Origin of the sequence: Rhodanobacter terrae, from assembly GCF_042657005.1 — a bacterium.
Classification (GTDB): domain Bacteria; phylum Pseudomonadota; class Gammaproteobacteria; order Xanthomonadales; family Rhodanobacteraceae; genus Rhodanobacter; species Rhodanobacter terrae.
The window spans coordinates 59,389-79,840 of record NZ_JBHSNG010000013.1; the positions used below are offsets into that span (position 1 = coordinate 59,389).

Annotated in this window: 14 protein-coding genes; 8 read left to right on the forward strand and 6 right to left on the reverse strand. The window is 62.3% G+C overall.

The window, feature by feature from the left end:
* Positions 1-1,264 precede the first annotated feature (1,264 nt).
* From ACFPPB_RS12915 to ACFPPB_RS12925, 3 genes are all read left to right on the forward strand, one after another.
* Positions 1,265-2,956, forward strand: coding sequence for an aspartyl protease family protein (locus ACFPPB_RS12915; protein WP_377327697.1), 1,692 nt, complete (start codon positions 1,265-1,267; stop codon positions 2,954-2,956).
* A gap of 656 nt (positions 2,957-3,612) precedes the next feature.
* Positions 3,613-3,936, forward strand: a complete 324-nt coding sequence (locus tag ACFPPB_RS12920; RefSeq protein WP_377327699.1) for a helix-turn-helix domain-containing protein — start codon at positions 3,613-3,615, stop codon at positions 3,934-3,936.
* 3 nt (positions 3,937-3,939) lie between these two features.
* Positions 3,940-5,229: a type II toxin-antitoxin system HipA family toxin gene (locus ACFPPB_RS12925; RefSeq protein ID WP_377327701.1), complete on the forward strand. Its 1,290-nt coding sequence runs from the start codon at positions 3,940-3,942 to the stop codon at positions 5,227-5,229.
* Positions 5,230-5,331: 102 nt separating this feature from the next.
* Here ACFPPB_RS12925 and ACFPPB_RS12930 read toward each other — a convergent pair whose 3' ends face one another.
* The 3 genes from ACFPPB_RS12930 to ACFPPB_RS12940 all read right to left on the reverse strand — a co-directional run bounded on the left by ACFPPB_RS12930 (position 5,332) and on the right by ACFPPB_RS12940 (position 9,949).
* Positions 5,332-5,913 (reverse strand): dihydrofolate reductase family protein, encoded by a 582-nt coding sequence (locus ACFPPB_RS12930; protein ID WP_377327703.1) that lies wholly within the window; start codon positions 5,911-5,913, stop codon positions 5,332-5,334.
* Positions 5,914-6,039: 126 nt separating this feature from the next.
* On the reverse strand, positions 6,040-7,071 hold the full coding sequence (locus ACFPPB_RS12935) for an RNA polymerase subunit sigma-70 (protein ID WP_377327705.1): 1,032 nt from the start codon (positions 7,069-7,071) through the stop codon (positions 6,040-6,042).
* Between the two features lie 445 nt (positions 7,072-7,516).
* Positions 7,517-9,949, reverse strand: coding sequence for a glycoside hydrolase family 31 protein (locus tag ACFPPB_RS12940; RefSeq protein WP_377327707.1), 2,433 nt, complete (start codon positions 9,947-9,949; stop codon positions 7,517-7,519).
* Between the two features lie 586 nt (positions 9,950-10,535).
* Here ACFPPB_RS12940 and ACFPPB_RS12945 point away from each other — a divergent pair.
* The 4 genes from ACFPPB_RS12945 to azu all read left to right on the forward strand — a co-directional run bounded on the left by ACFPPB_RS12945 (position 10,536) and on the right by azu (position 15,856).
* The gene (locus tag ACFPPB_RS12945) at positions 10,536-11,900 is read left to right on the forward strand and encodes a glycoside hydrolase family 27 protein (RefSeq protein ID WP_377327709.1); all 1,365 of its coding nucleotides are present in this window, start codon (positions 10,536-10,538) and stop codon (positions 11,898-11,900) included.
* A gap of 423 nt (positions 11,901-12,323) precedes the next feature.
* Entirely contained in the window at positions 12,324-13,223 is a 900-nt protein-coding gene (locus ACFPPB_RS12950; protein WP_377327711.1) for a patatin-like phospholipase family protein, read from the forward strand.
* Positions 13,224-13,452: 229 nt separating this feature from the next.
* Positions 13,453-14,679, forward strand: coding sequence for an SGNH/GDSL hydrolase family protein (locus ACFPPB_RS12955; RefSeq protein ID WP_377327713.1), 1,227 nt, complete (start codon positions 13,453-13,455; stop codon positions 14,677-14,679).
* A 730-nt stretch (positions 14,680-15,409) separates the two neighbouring features.
* Entirely contained in the window at positions 15,410-15,856 is a 447-nt protein-coding gene (azu, locus tag ACFPPB_RS12960) for an azurin (RefSeq protein WP_377327715.1), read from the forward strand.
* Positions 15,857-16,604: 748 nt separating this feature from the next.
* Here the strand turns inward: azu and ACFPPB_RS12965 are convergent.
* Entirely contained in the window at positions 16,605-17,900 is a 1,296-nt protein-coding gene (locus ACFPPB_RS12965; RefSeq protein WP_377327717.1) for a cytochrome C, read from the reverse strand.
* 719 nt (positions 17,901-18,619) lie between these two features.
* Here ACFPPB_RS12965 and ACFPPB_RS12970 point away from each other — a divergent pair.
* On the forward strand, positions 18,620-18,883 hold the full coding sequence (locus ACFPPB_RS12970) for a hypothetical protein (protein WP_377327719.1): 264 nt from the start codon (positions 18,620-18,622) through the stop codon (positions 18,881-18,883).
* Between the two features lie 120 nt (positions 18,884-19,003).
* Here ACFPPB_RS12970 and ACFPPB_RS12975 read toward each other — a convergent pair whose 3' ends face one another.
* On the reverse strand, positions 19,004-19,846 hold the full coding sequence (locus ACFPPB_RS12975) for a hypothetical protein (RefSeq protein ID WP_377327721.1): 843 nt from the start codon (positions 19,844-19,846) through the stop codon (positions 19,004-19,006).
* Complete coding sequence (locus tag ACFPPB_RS12980; RefSeq protein WP_377327723.1) at positions 19,843-20,214, reverse strand: hypothetical protein; 372 nt, start codon at positions 20,212-20,214, stop codon at positions 19,843-19,845. Before ACFPPB_RS12980 ends, ACFPPB_RS12975 begins: the two co-directional genes overlap by 4 nt.
* Positions 20,215-20,452: the final 238 nt, after the last annotated feature.

Below are 20,452 nucleotides of genomic sequence, written 5' to 3' on the forward strand. Positions count from 1 at the left end.
CTCAATGGTTAGAGCAGGGGACTCATCGAAAGGTGCCGCCGCGGCGTAATCCGCGGATGGGATCGGGATGAATTCAGGGAAACCTCAGCGGCGCGTTCGCGCGGACGGTGGCAACCCTGAGCCAAGCCGGCGGTACACCGCCGGAAGGTGCAGAGACTACCTGAGGGCTTCAGTGCCCTTGATCACAGGCTCGAGCGTCCCGCACCCCACCCGTTCACGCTCATCGCGGCGTGCGGAGGGTGAAGAGATAGTCCGCGCCGAAGGGAAACCTTCGGAACAAGCGAATCCCTTGGTTGCAGGTTCGAGTCCTGCCGGGCCCACCAAATATCTGTCCAGCGACGTCTGTGTGGCTGAAAGCATAAGTTGGCCGTTTTGGCCAACTTATGATTGAACCTAAAGCATTGTTTGGCCGCGGCTTCTCCGCCATCTCACATAGTTTGACTGTAACGGCCAAACTATCACGAACGTCCCAACAGCTTGTCCGGCTTGCTGGTTGCATAAAATCCAGCCACCTGCCTACCGTCGCTACAGCAACTGGCCAGTCACGCGAGCGACCCTGATCATGGCTGGCGTGTCGAACATGCACGCCGATGACCAGGCCGTAACAGTTCTCCATCAGCGTATTCGCCCGGTAGCTGAACTTCGCTTCCCCAGCCTTTGCCTTGCGGCGCAGCCCGGTATCCGTATCGGTCGTGGAGGTATGCGGGTCATTGCTTCATCGTTGACCACGGACGTCTCCGCCGTCGCCCCACTATGCTCGTCCTTGCGGCGGAAGCTCTTGCGCAGAAATGGTGGCGGAGCGCTGGTGTTTTCGCGCGCTTTCAGCCATCGCGCATAGTTGTCTGCGGATCGCCAGCCAGTTGACCATCCGACTGAAGGTCGCTTGTCGATCCATTTGAACCGGTTGCGAACGTCCGCTTTCGGGGCGATAGCTCGCCTCTGAGCAGGGATTCCGTGGGTCGCGGGAACGCATTAGCGTGGTGCACTTCAGAATTGAACTGGTTTCCAAGCGGGCGTGCTTGACACCTCGCGGCCCATCCGGACGCCGTTCTTCAGAGCTTTGCAGCCAATTTACTCCTTGAGCGACCCTGGAATTTTCGCGATGATGACAGGAGCACGGTTACAAACCGGCGCTTCATAGCCAGACCCGCATTCCGCGGCCTCGACATGCAAGGGGACGACAGTGAAAAGGATTTTGCGTTTGGGCTGCCTTGGCGTCAGCGCTTTGCTCGCATCACAGGCTTGGGCGGATGGCTGCCATTTGATGGATTACGGCACGTTGCCCGTTGAGATGCTCGACGGGCGAGCCACTACCATGGTGAAGATCAACGGCAACGATACGCGCTTGGCGGTCGACACCGGGGCTTTCTTCAGCAGCATGTCGCGGGCCAGCGCGTTGGCGCTGGGGCTCAAGCTGCGAGCTGCTCCTTTTGGTTTTCGCATCAGCGGTGTGGGAGGCACTGCAGATGCCGATTTCGCCCAGGTCAAGCAATTCGGCATCCTCGGCACGACGCTCAAAAATGTTGGTTTCATTGTCGGCGGTACAGATACGGGCTATGGACTGCTCGGCGCCAACCTGCTCGATTCGGTCGATCTGGAGCTCGATCTGGCACATGGCAAGCTGACTCTGTTCAAGGCGGACCACTGCAACAAGCTGGCGCTGGCATATTGGTCCAAGGTCGGTAGCTACAACACCGCGGATATCGAGCGGGCCGGCAACTCGAACGACCGACGCACGTTTCTCAGCGTGACGATAAACGGCAAGCACGTGCGGGCATTGCTCGATTCGGGGGCGTTTGCCACCGTGCTCAGCCGTCGCAGCGCCGAGCGGATCGGGATTGATCTCAGCGCGCCGGACGTGGTGGCTGGCATCAGCAGCATCGGTATTGGCGCCCGGTCGGTGAAGACATGGACCGTACGCATCGATTCATTTTCGGTCGGTACGGAAACCATCCAGCACAGCCAGATGCAGGTCATTGACGGAAGCATGGGCGACGACCACACCGACATGCTGCTCGGCGTGGATTTTCTGCTTGCCCATCACATGTTCATCGCCAACAGTCAGAGGAAAGTCTATTTCACCTACAACGGCGGGCGCGTGTTTACCTTGGCCAAGGCGCCGAGCGACAGCGACAAATCCGATGCCGGCAGCACCGCGGACAGCAACGGCGCGCAGCCGAAGTCTGCGGCGGATTACGCTCTGGCGGGCGCGGCATATCTGTCGCGAGGCGAACCGAAGGCTGCCATGGCGGATATGGGCGAGGCGATCCGCATGGCGCCCGATCAAGCCGCTTACTATGTCGACCGCGCGCGGGCACGAATGGCGGACAAGCAGTTCGATGCGGCGCTCGCCGACCTGGACAAGTCCCTAAGCCTGGATCCGAAGAACCTCGATGCCCTGCTGCTACGTGCTGGACTCCGTTTCGCGCACAAAGACCCCGCCGGAGCGACGATCGACGCCAGAGCGGCAGCCGCCCTGGTACCGACGGGATCGACGCAGGCGCGCGCGATTGCCAACTTGTATGTCCAGCTCGGAGAACCCGCTGCGGCGCTGCCCATACTCGACGAGTGGATTCGCCTGCATATCGATGACGCCTTGCTTGGCTCGGCGCTCAACGAGCGCTGCTGGGCCCGCAGCCTGAGCAACCAGATGCTCGATGATGCCTTGAAGGATTGCCGCAAGGCGATCAGGCGCGATGGCGAAAAGCCGGCTTACCTCGACAGTCTCGGCTTGGTGCAGTTGCGACTGGGACATTATGCGGAGTCCATCAAAGCCTACCAGCAGGCCATCGCGCAGAGGCCGCTTTCCGCGTGGTCGCACTATGGCATTGGCCTGGCGAAAATCCGTGGTGGCCAGGCGGACGCAGGCCATGCCGATCTGGTTGCTGCTCGCGCGCTTGATCCGCAAATCGACGCCAGCGCCGCCCAGTATGGGTTGACTGCGGCGAGGCCATAGATCGCCGGAACAGGGGTCAGGGCCGGAGGTTTCCTCACTCCTCTCCCAATCAACGCGTTGGGTGCAGTTTGAAGGAACAGTGCGTGCATGATGCGGTCAATCCTCGCCATGGCGCGCAACAGTCACCACGCTGAAGATCGGCCAGTCCTTCATGCGCGAGATCAGAGTCGAGTCGACGCGAAAAACAGAAGGAGGCGCCGATCCTTCGCACCATCATCGCGCTGGCACGCAACTTCGGATTGGGGGTCGTGACGATGGTGCAAGAAGACGCTTGTTCTTGTGCCTGGTGCGAGTGTCCGCTTAAGGATGCCGAGTTCACCGCTACCGGCAAACCGGTTTCGCTACGAGGCGCGAAATCGGCATAACCCGCACTATCGTCCGCCGCCGTACGCGCCGATCGATCCTCAAAGTCCCGTGCCCGTGGTTTCCTGCGTGAAGGTGGAATAGGTACTGTCCCGCCTGCACGCTGGGGCCACTCTTGGTCATCTCCGGGATCCCGCCGCCATGGTCTTAACATGTGGAAAAGCGCGTATTACGGCCGAAAACGCATTTAATACATGTTATAACGCGTATTAATGATGGCCTATTGCCTATGTCGATATACGCGTTATAGTACGTATTAGCGCGTATTAGCCGTCTAACACGCGGAGTAAAACATGCTTCAAGACACCCCACATCGACCCACCGATGCGATCCTCGGAGATCTCGGTGATCGCATCAGAGATCAGCGAATCCGCCTGGGTCGTAGCCAGGCGGAACTGGCCAGCATGGCCAATGTGGCCGTTCGCGCTTTGCAGTCCCTGGAAGCGGGAAAGAATACGACCACCCATACGCTCGTCCGGGTGCTCAGGGCGCTCGGTATCGAGGGCGGCGTGCAGTCGATCGCTCCCCTTCCGTCCGTCAGCCCGATGGCGGCGCTGCGTCGTTCCAAGAAGCCCAGGCGTGCCAGAGCAACCCGCGTCAAGAAGACGGATCTCTGACGCATGGGCGATTTCACTCATGCTGATGCCATCGAGGTTCGCTGTTGGGGCAGGCGGGTCGGCGCCATCGTGATGGATCCCGGCCAGGGTGCGTACGCTTTCGAGTACGCCCCGGCATGGCTCAAACGTGGCATCGAGCTGACCCCGCTCATGATGCCCGTCGACGGTGCGACCCATCCCTTCATTTTTCCGAGCCTCAACCGCGAGACGTACAGGGGCCTGCCAGGCCTCATCGCCGACGTGTTACCGGACGACTTCGGCTCGGCACTGATCGATGCCTATATGGCCGGGCACGGCGTCGACAAGCGCGCTATCACGTCACTCGACCGACTCGCCTACATGGGCAAGCGCGGTATGGGCGCGCTGGAGTTTCATCCGGCACAGGCGGCGCAGCGCGACTACCCCGGCGCGTTGGAAATGGCATCGCTCGTGCGCGTGGCACGCGACGTCGTGCGTGGCACGATCTCCGATGACAAGGAAAGCCATGACGCGCTGTCCAGCATCATCCGCGTCGGTACCTCCGCCGGCGGCGCGCGAGCGAAGGCCGTGGTCGCGCTCAACCTCAGGACCAAAGAGTTGCGCAGCGGTCAGTTCAAGGTGCCTGCAGGCTTCGAGCATTGGCTGATCAAGTTCGACGGCATCGGCCCCGACATTGAGCTCGGTGAGTCCAATAGCTATGGTCGGATCGAGTTCGCCTACTACACCATGGCGCGCGCCGCAGGCATTGACATGAGTCCGTCCGAGATTTTGGAGGAGAACGGTCGGCGGCACTTCATGACCAAGCGCTTTGATCGCGACGGCAACGCGAAGCACCATGTGCAGACGCTGTGCGGCATGGCCCACGTGGACTTCAAGCTGCGGGGCACCAACTCGTATTCGCAGTTGTTCCAGGTCATCGATCAATTGGGCCTTGGCGTCGAGGCTAAGCAACAGACGTTCCGCCGCATGGCGTTCAACGTGGCCGGGCGCAACTGCGACGACCACACCAAGAACCATTCGTTCCTGCTTCGCGAAGGCGGCCAGTGGGAGCTCGCGCCGGCGTACGACATTGTCTTTGCCTACAACCCCAAGGGCGAGTGGACGTACCAGCATCTGATGTCGGTTAATGGAAAGTGGATCGACATCCGGCGCTCCGATTTGCTGAAAGTCGCCGATGTCCACGGCGTGCCGCATGCCGTCGAGATTCTTGCCGGCGTCAACGCCGCGATCGCCCAGTGGAGCGATTTCGCGGAAGCCGCGGCGGTGCCGGCGTCGGACATCGCACGAATCCAGGAGCACCTGACGAAGGTCTAATCGGCGATCAGCAGAGCACACACAAAGGGACCAGATACAGCGCCTCGATGGGCACGCGCTCCCGGCGCACGCACCTATCGCAGTCGGCGAATCGGGAGCGGCTCAGCGTGAGGCTGCCCGGACGACCTCGTAGATGACCAACAGCAGCCCTTCACCGAGGGTCTGGCTGCGGACGAGGCGCAGTGGCGTCTTGTCCGTGGTCTCGCCGAAGAGTCGCTCGCCAGCGCCAAGGACGACCGGGAAGACGATCAGTCGAAATTCGTCGACGAGGCGATGCTCGATGAGCGTTCGCACGAGCTGGCAGCTCCCGTAGATGAGGATATCGCCGCTCACCTCCTGCTTCAGCCTGGAGACCACCTTGACGACATCCTTGAGCACGGTCGCGTTGGTCCATTTGGGCTTCTTCGACGTGGAAGACACGACGTATTTGGGCAGGCTGTTCATCCGTTCCGCCCATGGCTCGGTCCGACCCGGCGTCCGCGCCGCAAACCATTCGTCGCTCTTGCGACCCAGCAACATGGCCTCGGCGTGCAATGTCTCGTCGGTCTCGTTTTCGGCCCACGCTTCGAGATCCTTTCCCACAAACTGCTTGAACCAGCCGCCGTGCTTGAAACCCTCTTGACCGTCCGGGTCCTGAATGACTCCATCCAGTGTGACGTTGCTCGAAACGACAATCTTTCCCATCGTAGGCTCTCCTCTTTTCGGCGTTGTGTACTACCGCTGATGGAGACACCGCGATGTCGGGGAACTGGGCGCTCCGCATCGCCGAGCTCGGCTACTGCCGGGTTTCGACAGGCCGGTGACCCCTGCTCATCTCGCGCGCGAATGGGATGCGGACGTCGGTAGCGACAAAGGCAGGCCGAACCACGGAAGGGCGCTTTGCTCGAAGAAGGTGAGAGCGCAGATCCGTTCACCGCTGAGGGAGACGGCGATGACGCCGCCCCCTTGGGAGACGTCCGAAGCGGAGTGCACGTACGCGCCGAATGCCGGCTGGCCATTGGCTCTCGTCGGCACCAGGCTGAACCTGGGAACCGCGCGGAAGAGCATGGCGCAGAAGCGAGCCACGGGATCTCGACCCTCGTATTCGAGGGGCATGGGCGGCATCGACATGAAGACGTCGTCCGTAAAAAGGGCCACGAGAGCGTCCAGATCCGCGCTCTCGTACGCTCGAACGAACTCCGCCACGATCGCCTCCTCGGCGGGCGAGCCCATCGCGGGAGGCCGCGGGCGGTCGGCACTGATCTGCATCCTCTGCTGCAGATTGGCACGCGCCCGTTTGAGAGCGCTGTTCACCGAATCGATGGTCGAGTCGATCATGCTCGCTACCTCGCTCGCCTCGAAGCCGAGGATGTCGGACAGGATGAGAACGGCGAGCTGGCGTCGAGGAAGGACCTGGAGCGCTGCCACGAATGCCAGAGAGATCGATTCGGTCTGTGTGTAGCGGACCTCCGGACCGGGCGGTGCGTCGGTCGCCCGCTCGTCGAGGAGGCTGTCAGGAAACGGATCGAGCCATGGTACCTCGCCGAGCCGGGTCGGCTCGGGCGGCTCCACGCCGGGAACGTCCCACGCTTTGGCAGGGCGCCGGCTCGCCGACCGGCGCGCGTTGAGGCACCGGTTGCTAGCGATCCGATACAGCCAGGTGCGGAGCGAGGCGCGCCCCTCGAAGCCTTTGAAGCCTTGCCACGCGGCCAGCAGCGTTTCTTGGAGGGTGTCCTCCGCATCCTGGAGGCATCCCAGCATCCTGTAGCAATGCACGTGAAGCTCACGGCGGTGGGGCTCGGTCAGCTTCTGGAACGCGACGGCGTCCCCGGCCCGTGCCCGAGAAATGAGCTCGTCCGTCATGACCGATCCGGAACCAGTCATCTGTCCAGACATCGTCGACTCCCTCGCCCTGCGCTTGCCAAGTCGCCGCGCCTCCTGTGCCATGACGTCGCGGAACACCCTGCCATGAGGCCGGGGCACTCCTCTCCGAGAGGATTTCTCTGCTGTAGCATCTTCGTCTCCCTTTCGCGCGTCGATGTAGACACCGCGGCGCCGGGAAACTGGGCGCTCACCCCGCCGATTCCCTCCAGCTCGCGATTTCGTTGCGAGCGATACCGATCAGCACGATCGGTGCGGTGAGCGCTGACCCTCGCCAGGCGCTCAACAAAGCCAGGAGGCACGTTATGTCCGGCCAATTCATGCTTTAGTTGCGTGGCCAAGTCATGCTCTAACGAACATCCACTGCGCGCGAACCCATAGTCTGGCCGGTTTGGCCAAACTATGAGATTACTGAAGCAAAGTTTGGTCAGTTGGAGCCTGTGCGGACAGAGTCGCCTATCACGGAAACGACGGCCGAATCCGGTCCACTCCATGCCGCCGCTCCCTCATGCTGCAGCCGATGAGCGGCATCATTCCATATCAGCCTGGTGACCGAATATTTGCCCTGCTCGTAGCTGTAGGACGTCCCGTCGTCCCGGAAAAGCGCAAAGCTGCCATCCGCTCCCGGGTATATCTTTATCGACACGATCTTCTGCGTTTGCCGGGCACTCCCTTCGTCCGTACCCAGCGGCACGATGCTTCCTGCTTTGACGAACAGCGGCAGCGTATCGATGGGCGCATCCACCTCGATCGTCTGGCCGCCGTGCAGGCGCTGGTTCGTCCAGTAGTTGTACCAATCGCAGCCTGCCGGCAAATACACCGTTCGGCGGGTGGCGCCCTGCTCCGTGACCGGAGCCACCAGGAAAGCCGGCCCGTACATGTATTCGTCGGGGATGTTCGCAACGTTCGGTTCGTGCGGAAAATCCATGAACAGCGCGCGCATGTACGGCGCGCCCGTCTGGTAGCTGCGATAGGCTGCCGAATAGGTGTACGGCAACAGCTGGTAGCGAAGTTTCAGGTATTTCGCCAGGATCGGCTCGGCCTGTTTGCCGTAGGACCACACTTCGTTGTGATTCCTTTCTCCGTGCGCACGCATCACCGGCTGAAACACGCCCCATTCGAACCAGCGCACGAACAGTTCGGGATAGTCCTCGTAGTTTCCGATCGTATCGCGCGCGTCGGAACCGTCGATCAAAGGCCTATGTGCCGCATGGTAGCCGGCTGGGATGATCGGCGAAAAGAAACCCGCGATATCGGTGTCCCAGTATGGCAAGCCCGTCGCGGTAAAGTTGAGCCCTGCTGGAATGGATCGCTTGAGCATGTCCCAGGTCGCGAAAATATCGCTCGACCAGAAGACGGTGCCGTTGCGTTGCGCGCCCAGATAAGCCGCGCGCGCGAGAATCGTCACTCTTCGGCTATTGCCGAAATCGCGCCGGAATCCTTCGTACACCGAGGCGGTATGAAACAACGGATACACGTTGTAGAAGCGTGTGCCCGAGCCGATCCAGAACACGTCCTTCGCCGGATCGATGTCCGGCTCCGTTTCATCGAGCCATACATAATCGAAGCCATACGGCTTGATGTAGCGATCGCGGATTTCTTGCCAGAACCACTTTGCCGCAGCCGGATTCGTGGTGTCGATGTTCGGCCCGATGATCGCCTTGAAGCCGCCCGGGTCAGGCACGCCGTCCCGCGTATGCACCAGCCAGCCTTTGCTGGCGAGCATGTCGTAGAACAGCGATCCCTTCGAGAAGTGCGGCCATACGCTCAGCAGCGTGTCCACACCCATCGCATGCAAGCGGCGGTTCATGGCGGCGGGATCCGGCCAGCGCGCCGGGTCCAGGTCCAGGTTTCCCTGCTTGGTCATGTTGAGAAAATCGACCACCATCACACCCAGCGGCAGATGCTTTCGGCGGTACTCGTCGGCAACGGACAGGACCTGTTCCTGCGTCGAGTAGATCGCCTTGCTCTGGATGTAGCCATAGACTCTCCAGGGCAGCAGGTGCGTCACGCCCGTCAGCCGGCGATATCCCTCGTAAATCTCGTCGGCGCTGTTTCCCGCGATGACGAAATAGGAGACGCGATCGCCCACTTCCGATGACCACACGTTCTGGCCGTTGAAGCCGAGCTGTATCGTCGTTTTCGAAGGGTTGTCCCAAACCAGGCCATAGCCAAGGCTCGACACCATGAAGGGAACGCAGACGTTCTCGCCGCCCAGCGCGGAATAATCGTGCCAGCAACGGATCTCATGGTCGCGCAGGTCCATCCATCCCTTCTGCTGCTGTCCAAGCCCGTAGTAGTGCTCGTCGGCAGGCGAATCGAACGTGGCGGCAACGCGAAAACCCCTTGCGCCAGCGTCCGCCTGCGCTACCTGCGGCTGTCCGGGTGCCATGGTCCACGTGCGCATGCGCAGCAACGTCTTGCCCTCGACATTGGTGATCCTCAGCGCGTCGTTGAACGTACCCCGATCATTCCATCCCCCGAAGTACTTTTCGCGCAGTTGCTGGTTCAGCGCGTCCAGGGGCATGCGCTTCGGGAGTTCGCTGGGCGCGAGCTCTCCGGGAGCCACTCGCACGACCATTTTCGCCGAACGAAAAACGTCGTCGCCTGCCGCATCGCGCGTATGCGTCCATCCTTGGGTCGAGGGTTTAGCCTCAAACCCGTATCCAGGCGGATTCATCACGGCCGCCCGGTCGACGCCGAACGTCACCCGCAAGATATTTGGCGCGTAGGGTTGGAGTGAAATGGTTCTCCCGTCCCGTTGCAGCACGAGAGGGGCATCCTGCGCTACCGCAGTGCCGATCAACGACGCGCTCAAGAACAGCGCGCAAAGTCCGCCCGAAAACAGTTTACGCATCATGGTTATCGCGCTCCGATCATTCGGCCGATGCCGTTCCGGAAATCCGCCATGCGCGAGCTTCCCATCGCTCTTCTATCGCCGATGTTCTTCCCGCGCACCCCACAGTGTTGCCCCGGACAATGCACTGTCGTCCGGCGCATTCTGTCACGCCTGACAACGCCCTCCCCGCCATCGGCGCGACCAGGCAAATAATCGCAATTCAAGATGATCAATATCGCAATGACGCGCCAGAGATGCAGTGATTGATCCGCGTAAGCTGGTTGGGATGCGGCCCCTCCCCTGCGGGCAGGTGAGCGGCAGGGTCAATGTTCCTGACTTAACGCTCGCCGTAAGGCATTTCCTCGGCTGACGTCATTCCGGCGAAGGCGCCGAACCGCTGCGGTTCAAGCGCGACGCGCAGGGTCTGACGCTGGAATTGCCCTACAGCGTGCCCGGAGAACACACCATGGCCTTCAAGATCATGGGACGCAGCTTGACCGTTGCGTGGACCGGAATGAAATCCCGGCGCTCATGCAGACGGCGATGCCGGGATTTCATCCCGGCCTGCGTCCAGCGAACATACCGCTCGAAAGAGAGAACGAACCGCATGACACACTGGCTGAGAAGTGCACTGCTGTTGTCGATCCTGCTCGCTGCTGCCGCGGCAGCCGGCGCGCGAGAAGTCGCCCCGACGCCGCCCATGGGCTGGAATAGCTGGGATGCTTATGGCTTGACCATCGACGAAGCCGACTTCAAGGCCAACGCCACGGAACTGGCCAAGCTGCACGCTTACGGCTGGACGTATGCCGTGATCGATGAAGGCTGGTACATGGGCAATCCGTTCGGCGACAGCTTGCGGCATCGCTATTACGCCGTGGATGCGCACGGCTTGCTGGTTCCTTCCACGAAGCGCTTTCCCTCCTCCGCCGACGGCCGAGGCTTCAAGGCCATCGCCGACTGGGTGCACGCGCAAGGCTTGAAGTTCGGCATCCATATCGTGCGCGGCATTCCCAAGCAGGCGGTGGAAGCGAATCTGCCGATTGCCGGGTCCGACTTTCATGCACAAGACGCCGCCGATACGGCCAACACCTGCCCGTGGGACGACGGCGACTACGGCGTGCGCGACGACGCGGCTGGCCAGGCTTATTACGATTCGATGCTGGCGCGTTACGCGCATTGGGGTGTGGATTTCCTCAAGGTCGACTGTATTGCCGATCATCCTTACCGCATCAGCGAGATTCGCCAGATCGCGACGGCGATCAAGAAAACCGGCCGCCCCATCGTGCTCAGCCTGTCGCCCGGCCCTACCCAGCTTTCGCACGCCGCGGAGATTCGCCGGTACGGCCAGATGTGGCGTATCTCCAACGACGTGTGGGACGGCTGGACGTTCGCGCGCGAGCGTCCCAACGATGATTTCCCCATGGGAGTCCGCAATATTTTCGATCGCCTGCCGCCATGGGCAGGGCAAGCTCGCGATGGCCGCTGGCCCGACGCCGACATGTTGCCGTTCGGTGTGCTTGCGCCGCATCCGGGATGGGGCGAACCACGTCATTCCCGCCTGACGCTGGACGAGGAGCGCACGCAACTGACCCTGCTCGCCATCGCGCGTTCACCGCTGATCCTCGGCGCCAATCTCACCAAGCTGGACGATGCCACACGTGCCTTGATCACCAACAAGGAGATCATCGCAGTCGATCAGCGCAGTCACGGCAATCATCCGCTCGAACATCTGCCGACAGGCTTCGAGCAGGTGCGCGTGTGGGTGGCATCCGGCAAAGCCGGCGAACGCTACCTGGCCGTGTCCAACCTCGATGACAAGCCGCTGAGTTTGCAAGCGACCTGGCAGCAGCTTGGCCTGGCTTCGGGCAGACATGCCGCCCGCGAGCTGTGGAGCGGCCATCGCCTGCAGGCATCCGGCCGCCTGCCGATCCGGTTGCCGGCGCATGGATGCGCGCTTTACTCGGTCGAATAGGGTCTGGCAGTGGCTGCCGAGCGTGAAACGTTTGCCCAGCAGCTACGTGCCGCCGCAGCAGTTGCTGGTTGGGGTCGTCCTGGCGGCAACTGCGTGCCGCCAACTGCTTCGGCATTGCCCGCGAAGCTGCAGCGGGAACTGATCGATGGCGCTGGCGTGGCCGGAGGGACGCTGGCCGGCGGTCACACTATGATTTACGGTCGCGGCCAAACCATGAGTTTCATAAGCGAGATGGTCGATTCGCGATTGATGAAGCGGGGCACGCCCAGGGCGCTTTGGACTGCCGCTCTGGACGACAGATTCCCTGGCAGGCTCGATGACGGCCACGCAGCGCCGACTGGCTGAACCCGCCACCCAAACGGACATTCTTACCAACAGGCGAAAAGCATCGACTTGATCGTATCAATCCATACAGGGGGTGGCGTGGAAGCCGCACGTGAGCGGGCGTTGGTCCTCCATGGTGGTGGATCGGCCGGCAATGCGTGGGAGATCGGAGTTATTGCCGGCCTGTTCGATGCCGGCTTGGACGTGACCGAAGCCGATCTGATCATCGGGGCGTCGGCCGGATCGACGGCTGCGGCCCAGATCATGGGTGCGAACCCGACCGAACTGCTTGCCGCCATCCTTTCCGCGGCACCCCAGCAACGGCCTGGTCGGGGCGGCCCCGAGGGTGGGCGCGGCCCGATCGGGCCGGCGGCGAACCATATGGAGATAACGAGCCGAATCATCGCAGCCGCCGAGGACGCGGTCGACATGCGCCGCAGAATGGGTGCGGCGGCGCTCGATATGGACGCGGCATCGGACGGCTCCGGGCAAGCGCGGTGGCGCGCTGTCGTCGCCGCTCGGTTGCCCGGACAGCGCTGGCCGGAGCGGCCGTTGTTCATCACGGCGGTCGATGCCCATACCGGTGAACCGGTCGTGTTCGACCGCCACAGCGGAGTCGACCTCGTCGACGCAGTCGCCGCCAGCACCTCCAACGGCTTCGGCGTTCCCCCGTACAGCATCGGTGGCAACCGATACATCGACGGCGGCTACCGACGCAATGAAAATGCCGATCTGGCAGCCGGGTATGCGCGGATGCTGGTGCTGTCGCCTTTCGGTGGCAGATCTCGGCATCCGCCGGAGTGGGGCATGCAACTTGCCGCACAAGTCGACGAACTCCGTGCGGGCGGCAGCAGGGTCGAGACGATCTTCCCGGACGGCGACTCGCTCAACGCGTTCGGCGTCGACATGATGGATCTCTCGGCGCGTCCGCCTGCCGCCCGAGCCGGTTACAACCAGGGCAGAGCGCTTGCCGGGCAGCTCACCGAATTCTGGCGCTGACGCCCGACATCCGCTATCGCCCCCTCTCTGCCGGTCGCGATGTCCACGAGCGGCGAGTATCCGCGAAAACGTAGGGGCCTCGTCGGCTTTTTCCATGACTGCCACGTTGAAGCATGCCTCTGCGCCGCAACAGACACTCGCCTGATAAATTTTGTAATACCCGATCCCGATTAAGTTAATCGGGCTTTTGCTATACGTGCCGCTGCAAAGACCACATGGGAGGAGCGGCATGCGTCATCGGGCATTGAAATGGTTGTTCGCCGGATCGGTTTGCGCCATCGCGACTTGCGCGATGGCCGCCACCGGCGCGGATCGTCATGCATGGGTGGATACCTGGACGGCGACGCCGGATATTGCCGGTCCCGTCTTGAATGCGCAAACTGTGCGACAGATCGTGCGCACGAGCGTGGGCGGTTCGGGGGTGCGCGTCCGTCTTTCCAATCTGTTCGGCAACGTGCCCATCACGCTGGGCCCGGTGCACGTGGCGCTTGGCGCCAAGAAAGCGGATACGGTGCCGGGCAGCGATCACACACTGCTGTTCAACGGCAAGCCCACCGTGACCGTCGCCAAGGGCGAAAGCGTGCTGAGCGATCCGGTGAAGATGGACGTGAAGGCGTTGCAGGAACTCGCGGTAAGCATCTACGTGCCGGCCGACGCGCGATACCACGCATCGACCATCCACAACGCCGCCCTTGCCACCGCCTACATCACCGAAACCGGCGATGCCACCGCTGCCGTGCAGTATCCACGCGGCGAGGTCAGCGGCAACCGCTTCTACCTCACCGACGTGGAAGTAGCCGGCCCTGAGACCGAGCACACGCTGGTTACCTTTGGCGACTCCATCACCGACGGCGTGGGTTCCAAGGAGAATGCAAACGATCGCTGGCCGGATTACCTCGCCGCGCGCCTGCAGGCCGATGCGAAACTCAAATCGATCGGCGTCGCGAACGCCGGCATTGGCGGCAATCGCATCCTGCACGACAATTACGGTCCCAGCGCCCTGGCACGCTTCGAGCGCGATGCGTTGGACAAACCCGGCGTGCGCTGGATCGTGTTGCTGGAAGGCATCAATGACATCGGTGGTTCGGGCTACGCCTGGGAATCGAAGGACAAGATTACCGCCCAACAGCTGATCGACGGCATGAAAACACTGATCGCTCGCGCGCACGCCAGGCACGTGAAGATCTACGGTGCCACCCTGACGCCTTACGGCGGCAGCGGCTGGCCGTATCACAGCGTGGCCGGCGAGAAGACTCGCCAGCAGGTGAATGCATGGATCCGCAGCCCCGGCGCGTTCGATGGCGTGGTGGATTTCGACAAGACGGTCCGCGATCCGGCTGCGCCGGAAAAAATGCTTGCCGCCTATGACAGTGGCGATCACCTGCATCCCAACAGTGCGGGCTATCGGGCCATGGCCAATGCGGTGGATTTGAGCTTGTTTGCTGATAAGCCGTAGGCGGCGGAGCGCCCCTTTTCCCAGGAGGGACTGATCACCGTTGAGTCCCGGTTCGCGGAATCCGCATCCTCTCCTGCTTCGCGGGAGAGGATGCGGATCGTATAGCTGAGACATGTCGAACCGGGTCCGAAGAACGGGTCCAGGTGAGATGCTCCAACTCAGGCCATCGCAGAGCCATGGATAGGTTGGAGTGCGAGCGGCGAAAGCCCTCGGCCCGTCGTAGCCCGCCCGTCGAAATCCAGTTCCGCCGCGTCCTGGAGCAGGACCCTACCGCGTGCGCTCGCACCCGCTCCACCGCGCATGGCAAGTGCGGCACCATCACCCCATCGTCTCGATATTGCCGACCGCATGGACGCAAGAGGGGACCATCAGGGGACTGCGGCGGATCGCCGCATATGATCTCTGTCGCTCGGATTCTCGACGTATCCAGAGTACCGCCACAGCACTGCGGCAGGTGCGGGTTAGCGCAAGGAAATGACTTGCTTCAATCCCGTCAGACGCCGCGCAGAGCGCGCCATTGAGGCATTTTGCCCCTATGGATGCGGATGCTCTTTCGATTCTGCAGGATCGATCACGACGCCGTTGACGATGGTGACGCGCCTCTCGGCGTGGCTGGTCTGCCTGGGCAGGCGCGATGCCCCGCACCCTGAAATTGATTCGGATCAATGGGCGATCCGGAGGGCGGCGTAGCCTTTGTGTCGTCACCCGACACCTCTTTCGGAGAAACCCCATGAAACTGAAAATTTTCGCTCTGCTGCTGCTTGGCCTGACCGCCGCTCCCACCTGGGCCGCCACCTGCTCGACCACCGTCAGCGGCGATGACGCCCTGCGCTTCGACCAGTCGACCATCACTGTCCCCAAGACCTGCGCCACGTTCACGGTGATCTTGAAGAACGAGGGCAGCATGCCGCGCTCCGTGATGGGTCACAACGTGGTGATCGCTCCGGCTGCCGATGAACAGGCCGTCATCAACGATGGCGCCACCGCAGGCATCGATCATGACTACGTAAAACCGAACGATGCAGCCGTGGTCGCCTACACCAAGCTGATCGGCGGCGGCGAGGAAGCCTCCACCACGTTCAAGGTCTCCGCACTCAAGCCCGGCGTGCCCTATACCTTCTTCTGCACCTGCCCCGGCCACGCATCGCTCATGCACGGCACGATCGATCTGCAGTAACCAGACATGAAGTAACAAGACCTGCAGTAACAAGATATGAAGTAGCAAGCCGGCCCAGCCGCGCACCGCGCGCGGCATCAAGAGACGCCATCCGCGATGGCGTCTCTTGCGATTTCGTCCGCCCAGCCGCAATCCACACGCCGACCTGCTCCGGCCCTTCGGAGCGAACGTTCGCTCGGGGCCGGAACCGCCGGCGCCGCATCGCCATCCGGCTCATCGGCAATTTCCGCAACCGTTTCGGCGTGAAGCAGCTTGCCGTGCTCATCAAGTACAGGCATGGCCTGTGCCGCCACGCCAGCCAGCCGCCTGCTCGCGATGCCCGCGTCGTAGTCACCCCGCAAATCAGCGGATCCTCGCATTCTTGAAGAAAGGGGGCGACGGCGGCGGCAACAAACCCGCATCGACAAACCCGGAGGTACCCGCGGCAATACACCGGTCGCCGGGACATGGTCGACGTCCGCCGCCGTACCCGGCAGCGATCGCCAGCGGCAGAAGCTCGCCGGACTGACCGGCTCGTGCCGGTGTAGCGATGCGACCGCGTGACCACTCGATGCAAACCGCAACGACTGCGCACGCTACCCTCCGAACTTCGCCGCTGCTGCCTGATAGGCGGCATGGTTTCCACTCCGATCGGCGAGTGGCAGCATCAGCGGCAGCCTGGATCCCTGAAATGGATACGCGCAAAGCAAACGGGGGCCGGTCTGCGACCGGCCCCCGAAATCCGCTCAAGCTGTTTCCTCGTGCCTGCTCAGATCGCAAGCCAGACGTAGAAATACAAGGTGTTGTTGTCGCTGGCGCTGCGCCCTGCACCATCCACGTTGTGAACGAGACCGCTGAACCTGGTGTAGTAGGTGTACTGCAGTCCGAAGCGGGCGTTGACGTACGGCTGCCTCCAGGACGTGGACTGGCCAAACGGGTTGTAGTCGAACTCCAGAATGCCGCCCTGGGTATTCGGCGACCCGTTGTTGCCGTAAAGCGTCTGGTCGTTGCTGCCGTTGCTGACGAACTGGCCCAGGGTGAAGCCGTACGTGTTGCGGAACCAGTAACTGCCTTTGACATTGAGCGAGTTCAGGCTGTCGTGCAGATTGGAGGAACCGCCGCCACCGTAGGTGTTGTTGAGCGTCTGTTTCTCGTGGACGTACAGGCCGTCGACCGTGACGATGTTGTCGCCCTTGAAATACTGGTAGTCGCCCGAAAGTCCCACATCGTTGTAGTTGTCGGTCGGGCCGGCTACCGGAATGGTGTTGCCGCTCAGATCGGCACCCAATGGGCCGCGCTTCATGTTCAGCAGGAACCCGCCAAACGTCAGGTTGCCGTGCGGAACCTTCCACGTATAGGCGGCGCGCGCGTACGGAGCCACCCCGGAGAGCTTGCCGTCATAGGGGCCGTTGACATGATGTGCCCAGGCTACCGAGAGCGACCGGTAACCGCCCGCTTCGAGGTAAAGCTTGCCATCGACCTGGACGTAAGCCGTGGCACCGATCGACTGGCCACCGAGACCGCCGAACAGCATCGGCGCCGCCGGCGCACCCGGGGCAAGGTCGGCACCCATGTACGGATAGATCCAGGCCGGTGCCGAATTGAAGGCGTCGCTGACCGTGGGGTTGTTGTTGACCGAGATGCCCCAGGTGCCGTTGTGGCCTCCATGGCGGAACGGGCTGGCGTAACGCACATCGGCATTGTCCCAGCCGAGCAGGCCGCCGTTCTCCGAATAGGTCGCCTGGGCAAAGACGCCCATGCGATCGTTCAGGCGGCCGGCCAGGAACACCGATGCCTGCTGCAGTTCGAGGTTGTTGTTGGTCCCGAAGCCGTTCGCCGGTGGCACCGTCTGCGCCTTCGCCGTATGCGTGAACGACTCCACCAGCATCGCCGACAGAGGCACCTTGGTGTCATTGCCAGCCTTCATCGTGTAGCCGTTGATCTTGAACCCGCGCCCGAACGGCGTCAGTTCGGGGCCGAAGCCACCGACATGGCAGGCCGCGCAGGGCTGATGCGTCTGCCGTGCGTACGACGGCACCGCCAGGACCAGAGTGGGTGCGAGCAATAAGCAGGCCGCGACGGCCAGCTTTTGCAGCCAGGAGATATTTGTTTCTTCTCCTGAAGGGTGCCGCTTCATCATGGCAAACATTTGAGTGAGCTCCATCCGTCGGGTTGTTAAGAAGTTGTGCAGCAATGTAAAGGCAATCGACGCCTCCCTACTTGACTGCGATCAAGTGAGCGACCCTCGGCACGCCCGTACTTGATTGCGATCAAGTGAATGACTCGCCACAGGGTTTTGCAGACAAGGACCATGGAAAAAGGTGTGCTCGGAGATATCTATGAGCAGCAAGCGGTATATGGACGAGCTCGGGAAGGAGGCGGTCCGGCACGCAGCCGGGCTGTTTCCATCTATCGGGGTCCGCCGGCTTGCCGTCGGCTCGCTCGAGCTGGCCTTGGCCGCTTCAGCGCACGGCGAGGGACAGGTTTCTCGGGAGCAAGGTCAGTTCACTTGTCGATGCCATGAGCACTTCTTTGGTCAGGGGTTCCCATGACGAAAACGAGCGTCGCAGCGACCGACGTACCCAGGTTTTCCAGGTTCGATGGGTATTCGACAGCGTTACCGCGGCATTGCGCCGACAGCTCGTGGCGTTCTGGTTGCGGAAGGTGCGCCGACGGGTGCCGACGAAGCGAGGCGGCGCTCGTGGGAGGTCGCGTGTGTTCTTGAGGAAGCAGCCACCCGTCGCATCACTGTGGTCCGCACGGTCGCGGTCCACACGGATGAGCATGAGCGGTCTTGCGGCTTTGTCCGCATATTCATTGGGACGGGCACGGGCAGTCGGTTTGAATGTTCGCCTGATGGAACGCATGATCGAGGCCTTCACAGCGCTCGCACATGAGCCCGGCGCGCCGCAGCGCCTGGTGGCCACTATCGAGAACCGCAAGCTCGAGCGTCGGGCCGCGCAGAGGATTCTTGCGCGGCTGGGCTTTGTCCATGCCGGGACGGCGCCGAATGGCGAACTCGTCATGCAACGCGATCCGACGGCATGACGCTCTCGGTTCAGCCGATTCGCAACCTGTCGGCTTTGCCGGATTCGCACGCCGCAAGTGCCTCGGGCCATGCGCTCGCGCTGCGGTGGCGGGTGTGCCGCCACCGCGACTGCGCAACGATCAGGAAACCACCACGATGGTGACGTCGTCGGAGGTGTTCCCGCCCAGGGTGCCCGTACCGATGGGTGCCGGTTGCCGCCCGGGCAGATAGTAGACGTCCTTGACCGCACCCAGCGCATCGAACTGGCTGAGGCGGGCATTCACCTGATCCTGCAGGTCGGAAGCACCCGCCTGCACTTGGGGATCCAGTTCCGAGTGGATACGCCCGTTCTTGGCGCCGCCTTCCACCCAGCATTCCCAGTCGGCCACCCAACAGCGCAGATGATGGTCGCCATCCACGTACAGCATCAGGTGGTAGTCCATGGATGCGGAATAATCCGGCCACCAGTCGATGCTGACATGCAGCGGCTGGTGGATGCGCAGATACGCATTGCGCGAGTCCAGCCATTGGTCGTCGGTGGGGAACATGCGCCAGGTGAGCAAGGGCTCGCCTTCGCGGGACACCGCCGTTCCGGCGAGCTTGCCGTCCAGGAAGCTGTCCCATTCCCCCTGGAAGAGGTCTGAAAAGGAAAGCCGCGTTTCGCGCGTATTCCTGCGGTTGGATGCGACGATCAAGGCGCTGGCGACGGAGCCCGTGTGCCAATAGGTGGCGTTGCCGGCGTCCCGGCTCTTGCTCAACTGGAAGAAGCCGCCGGTGAAATCCTCGTTCTGAAAAAGCAGCAGGTTGAGATCGGCGTCGCTGCAGATCAGCGTACCCGAGGCGACATCGTTGTAGAGGCCGGCGGCCTGCAGATCGGCCGCATCGTCCGGACGGTACCGGTCCGAGGCGCCCAGGCCCAGCAATCGGCTGGAACCGGTCTGGTTCGGTCCATTGAACAGCGTGGCGAGAGCATAGAGGCTCATGACGTGGCCCCCCGCTTCAGTACGTCGGCAATCACGTCGGGCGCAAGCGCATCGCGTACCTTGCGTGCCTGCTCAGGGCTTCGCGTCAGCTCGTTGAGCAGTGTTTCCACTTCGACCAGGGTCTCTTCCGACTCATGCCGCTTCACGCGCTTGACCGCCGCATGGACGATGTCCTCGATGGACGCGTCGTCCAGCACCATCTTGCGCACCCAGGCCGGGCACCAGACGGCATCCGAAAATGTCGTGCGGCGCACCTTGGGACTGGAAAGATGCTGTGGTGGCTTCGATCCGGCGCCGCCATGGGTGCCGCGCGACTTGCCGGATGGAACCGCTTGAACAAAGGCTTCGACGGAATGGATGGGGCCCACTCCGAAACCTCCACGATGAAGAGTCATGACGTCACCTGCTGAACGATTGGGTGGGATAGGCCGGAAGTGCTTGCGATCCCGGGCGCGACCTCGATGAGGCGAGGGGAGCTTCCTCCCGGAGCGCACGCCGTGCCATTCCCCAAACGCCACAACCCATGCGTCGTAGGCAGTCGCCTACAAGTCCGCCCGGGGAAACCGCTTTCGACCCAGGCTATGCGAAGGCGCAAGAGCGGCTCTG